This is a genomic window from Flavobacterium sp., from assembly GCF_017985075.1.
Lineage (GTDB): Bacteria > Bacteroidota > Bacteroidia > Flavobacteriales > Flavobacteriaceae > Flavobacterium.
In genome coordinates this window covers 1-4,634 of record NZ_JAGNYF010000073.1, presented here as the reverse complement: position 1 = coordinate 4,634, position 4,634 = coordinate 1, and the positions used below count along the sequence as shown (strand labels likewise).

The following is a 4,634-nucleotide window of genomic DNA, read 5'->3' as shown; positions in this document are numbered from 1 at the left end:
TTTCATAATTTATTTTTATATCCCAATGATTGTTTTTAAACCTTTACAGTGATACTATTCTTATTCTAGTCTAATTTTATATTTTTTGATGCTCAATGTTATAAAAAATACGGTCATCCCAATTAATATAAGGGTTTCTTTCCATATATATTGAATTCCGACTCCCTTGAGCATAATGGCTTTTACAATAATAATGAACCATTTTGCAGGTATGATGTTACTGATTACTTGCATGGGTAAAGGCATACTATTTATAGGAAATATAAATCCTGATAGAATAATTACTGGTAGCATCAAACCCATTAATGATAACATCATTGCGGTTTGTTGAGAATTAGAAACGGTAGAAATTAATATCCCCAATGAAAGAGCAGAAATGATAAATAATATACTTTCAAAAGCTAACAAAAAGATGCTTCCATTTATAGGCATTTTGAACACAAAATAGCCTAATGTTAATATTACGATTGCATTGATAATGGAAAGAAAAATATAAGGAAATACTTTTCCAATAATTACTTGAAATGGTTTTAATGGAGAAACTAAAAGAATTTCCATAGTGCCTAATTCTTTTTCTCGTGTGATAGAAATAGAGGTCATCATAGCTGAAACAAGCATTAGAATAACGGTCATTACACCCGGAACAAAATTAAAAACACTTTTGAGTTCAGGATTATAAAACATTCTCGATTGTACTTCAACCTTTACCGGATTACTATTGGATTGTTTTTTTTGCGATTGATAATTTTGTATAATTGCTGAGGTATAATTTGCTATTGTGTTGGCAACATTAGGTTCGGTCGCATCGGTAATTGCTTGAACTACTGCTACTTTTTTGGTTTCTAGATTTTTACTAAAATTTGGTTCGAAAATAAGAACTGCCTTGATTTTTCCTTTTTTAAATTCTGATTCTATGTCGCTTTCTTTTTCAATTTGGTTTTCAACATTAAAATAGGGTGATGCTTTTATTTTATAGATAATTTTTTGTGTTTCTATATCATTTGATTGGTCTAAAATGGCAATGTCAACATTGTTAATTTCATTTGTTATGGCAAAACCAAACAATAAAATTTGGGCAATCGGCATACCAAACAGAATAAACAAAGAACGTTTATCTCTGAAAATATGGTAGAATTCTTTTTTTACAAATCCGATAAATCTTTTCATAATTGTCATTGCGAGGAACGAAGCAATCTTCTCCTCTTTTTTAATTATTTATTCAATATTCCTTGCTAATTTTAAAAAAACATCATTCATAGAATCTACTTTGAATTGTTGTTTTAAATTTTTTGGGGTGTCTAAAGCTTCAATAGAGCCGTCAACCATAATAGAAACACGGTCACAATATTCTGCTTCATCCATGTAATGTGTGGTTACAAAAATGGTAGTACCTTTATAAGCTTGTGTATAAATCATTTCCCAAAATTGTCTTCGGGTTATTGGGTCAACGCCTCCTGTTGGCTCATCGAGAAAAACAATTTTTGGCTCGTGCAGTAATGCAACTGAAAACGACAATTTTTGTTTCCAACCCAATGGTAACGAACCTACTAAATTATTTGCTACTTCTTGAAGTTCTAATTCTTCTATTAATTGTGCGATTTTTTGTTTGATTTGTATTCTTGATAATCCATAAATTCCACCAAAAAAAGTAATGTTTTCTTTAATAGTTAAATCATCATACATTGAGAACTTTTGGCTCATATAACCAATACTTTTTTTTACCATATCGGCTTGTGAGTGAACATCAAAACCTGCAACATTGGCTTCACCTGAAGTAGGATTTGAAATTCCAATCAACATTTTCATAGCTGTTGTTTTCCCTGCTCCATTGGCTCCTAAAAAACCAAAAATTTCTCCTTTATAAACATCAAATGAAATGCCTTTTACAGCAGTAAAATGGCCAAACTCTTTTGTTAAATTTTTTACACATATTATTTTTTCTCTTTCCATTTTTTTGTTTATAAGTCCATGAAAACATCTTCAATGGTTATTGTAGCAGGTTTAATAATTATATCCGTATGATTTTTATTTTTCAAATAGGTTTGTAAATCGTTTGGATTGAAAGTTGCATTTTTATCTATGTAATGTACAAACTCACCAAAAGCATAAACACTGTATTGATTAGGATAATTTTTTAAATCGTGAATCAATCCGTGTGTGTTTTTTGCTTGTACATCATAAATTACTTTTTCGTAGTTGTTAATGATATTTTGAGGTGTATCTATTTTTAAAATTTTGCCTTTTTGAATTAATGCAATTCTATCGCAAAGAGAAGCTTCATCCATATAGGGTGTTGAAACTAATATTGTAATGCCTTTTTGTTGCAATCTTTTTAGCATTATCCAAAATTCTTTTCGAGAAACGGGATCAACTCCTGTAGTTGGTTCGTCAAGAAATAATACTTTTGGAGCATGAATTAACGCACAACATAATGCTAATTTTTGTTTCATTCCGCCCGAAAGAGCACCTGCTCTTCTGTCTTTGAATGGTTCAATTTGAATGTATATGTCTTTAATTAAATCATAATTTTCCTCAATTGTGGTTCCGAAAATAGTGGCAAAAAAATGTAGATTTTCTTCAACAGTTAAATCTTGATATAGCGAGAATTTTCCTGGCATATAGCCAACAGAGTTTCTGATTTCTTTGAGTTGTTTGACTACGTCAAAACCTGCTACTTCAGCACTTCCTTCATTGGCAACTAAAAGCGTAGTAAGTATTCTGAAAATAGTTGTTTTTCCTGCGCCATCAGGTCCAATTAAACCAAATAATTCTCCGTCATTTACATTAAAAGTAATGTTTTCGACTGCTTTTAATTTTTTGTAATATTTTGATATGTTGTTTACAGCAATACTCATTATTTCATCAATAAGAAATTACTTTCATCAATTGCTTTTATTGCGTGTTTTACATTTTCTTCAATCATTACATAAGTGCCTGAATTGAGATTAACGACTGTTCCTTTATCATCAGTAAAAACAGCATTTCCTGAAATGCAAACTAACAATGCAGGTATTTTTGAAACGTGCTCTTTAAGTGTTTCACCTTTTGCTATTTGCAATGAAATTACTTTAGCGTCTTTTGGTTCAAATAATAATTGTGTTTGAACGGGTTTATTTTCGGTATGTAAGTTTTTTAAAATCATTGGAAATATTGATTAAATGTTTTAAACGAATTTTAAATTTCTGTAAACTGATTTGCTGATTTTTCTTCAGAAAACGAATCGACTAACTCTATATATGGAACTAACCATTTGTGAAGTTCGTCATGAGCTTGTCCTTTCATGGTACAATTTGATGTTAGTATATCAATATTTGTCTTTAATTTATCCGCTAATAATGAATAATTAGTGTCTTTTTCTTGGTCAAAATGGTCTACATCTTTTTCCATATTACGAATGTGTAGCATCATATTATCATCTACCTTCCATTTTTCACCATTGTTCAATTGAATTGTTTCGCTTTCAGAATGTTGGTGTTCTTCAGTTTTAATTTCAGTAGTTTTTTCTTCTTTTGATTTCGTGTTACAAGAGAAAAGGAGTAATATAACTGTGGCTAAAAAGGCAATTTTTATTTTTAACATTTCTTGTATTTTTTTTAATTATTATTTAATCCACATTTCTGCTGGCATCCCGATTTTTAGACTGCCATCATTTTTTACTTTTACCTTTACGGCATAAACGAGATTTACTCGTTCTTCTTTTGTTTGAATAATTTTAGGAGTAAACTCTGCCGAAGATGCAATCCATGAAATGTTTCCTTGATATGATTTCATATCTTTTTCAGCATCAATTTTTACCGATACATTTTGTCCAACTTTTATTTTTGACAACTGTGTTTCGCTTACATAGATTCGCAAAGTCATTTCAGAAATATCAGCTATCTTGTATAGTGGTTTTCCAAATGCTGTTATTTCGCCTGGTTCAGCATACTTAGTTAGAACAGTTCCATTAATAGGATTAATAATTTTACTTTTTGCTATTTGATCATTGATTCTAGCAATTTGTACATCTATCGATTTTAAGTCATTTAAAATAGGTGCATTTTGAGTTCCGACACTTTTTATTTGCTCTTCGATAACTTTTACCTTTCCTTCAATTTCATCTACTTGTCGTTTAGTTGCAGCATTTTCAGCATACATATTACGGATTCGGTTTTTCTCTAATTTAGCTGTTTTTAATTGTTCATTTAAGACGCTTTTTTGTGATATTATATTTGCGGATTTTGACGACACGGTGCTTTTAGAGGCAATTAATTGTTGTTTCGCAAAATGTAATTGTAATGTATCAACTAATCCTACTTGTAATTGAGATTTTAATTCATCTCCTTCTTCGACTTTTAAAAACTCTATTTTACCGTTAGCTTCTGAAGAAATAGTTATTTCAGTTGCTTCAAAATTCCCATAACCGTCAGCTTTGTCGTTATTTTTGTTACAAGAAATTAACCCTATCGTTGCTAAAATTATTATGCTTATTTTTTTCATTTTTTTAAATTTTTCGGGTACTATTTTATTTTCCTTTAATTATTTCGTAATTTGATTTAGCAGCTGCTAATTGAACTTCATGCGTTTTCAAAATATTTTTTGCTTCAAATAAATTGGTTAATTCTATAAGATATTCAGACGATGTTATCACACCA

Annotated in this window: 6 protein-coding genes; all 6 read right to left on the bottom strand. The window is 30.0% G+C overall.

All coding sequences use genetic code 11. The annotated features are described in order from the left end of the window. Positions 1-60: 60 nt before the first annotated feature. The 6 genes from KA468_RS10005 to KA468_RS09980 are packed head-to-tail and all read right to left on the bottom strand — an operon-like array spanning position 61 to position 4,479. Positions 61-1,167, bottom strand: coding sequence for an ABC transporter permease (locus KA468_RS10005; RefSeq protein ID WP_112112172.1), 1,107 nt, complete (start codon positions 1,165-1,167; stop codon positions 61-63). A 48-nt stretch (positions 1,168-1,215) separates the two neighbouring features. After that, entirely contained in the window at positions 1,216-1,950 is a 735-nt protein-coding gene (locus KA468_RS10000) for an ABC transporter ATP-binding protein (protein ID WP_291242795.1), read from the bottom strand. Between the two features lie 8 nt (positions 1,951-1,958). Further along, positions 1,959-2,855, bottom strand: coding sequence for an ABC transporter ATP-binding protein (locus KA468_RS09995; RefSeq protein WP_291242794.1), 897 nt, complete (start codon positions 2,853-2,855; stop codon positions 1,959-1,961). Beyond that, on the bottom strand, positions 2,855-3,142 hold the full coding sequence (locus KA468_RS09990) for a hypothetical protein (RefSeq protein WP_187658584.1): 288 nt from the start codon (positions 3,140-3,142) through the stop codon (positions 2,855-2,857). The genes KA468_RS09995 and KA468_RS09990 overlap by 1 nt, the downstream gene beginning before the upstream one ends. Positions 3,143-3,174: 32 nt before the next feature. After that, a complete protein-coding gene (locus KA468_RS09985) occupies positions 3,175-3,579 on the bottom strand; it encodes a hypothetical protein (protein ID WP_291242793.1) in 405 nt (134 codons plus the stop codon). A 21-nt stretch (positions 3,580-3,600) separates the two neighbouring features. Beyond that, positions 3,601-4,479, bottom strand: coding sequence for an HlyD family efflux transporter periplasmic adaptor subunit (locus tag KA468_RS09980; RefSeq protein WP_291242792.1), 879 nt, complete (start codon positions 4,477-4,479; stop codon positions 3,601-3,603). Positions 4,480-4,634: the final 155 nt, after the last annotated feature.

Bases quoted from the DNA above. Each gene is read 5' to 3' on its own strand.
- KA468_RS10000 (WP_291242795.1), bottom strand. From the start codon at position 1,950: ATGGAAAGAGAAAAAATAATATGTGTAAAAAATTTAACAAAAGAGTTT.
- KA468_RS09985 (WP_291242793.1), bottom strand. From the start codon at position 3,579: ATGTTAAAAATAAAAATTGCCTTTTTAGCCACAGTTATATTACTCCTT.
- KA468_RS09995 (WP_291242794.1), bottom strand. From the start codon at position 2,855: ATGAGTATTGCTGTAAACAACATATCAAAATATTACAAAAAATTAAAA.
- KA468_RS09990 (WP_187658584.1), bottom strand. From the start codon at position 3,142: ATGATTTTAAAAAACTTACATACCGAAAATAAACCCGTTCAAACACAA.
- KA468_RS10005 (WP_112112172.1), bottom strand. From the start codon at position 1,167: ATGAAAAGATTTATCGGATTTGTAAAAAAAGAATTCTACCATATTTTC.
- KA468_RS09980 (WP_291242792.1), bottom strand. From the start codon at position 4,479: ATGAAAAAAATAAGCATAATAATTTTAGCAACGATAGGGTTAATTTCT.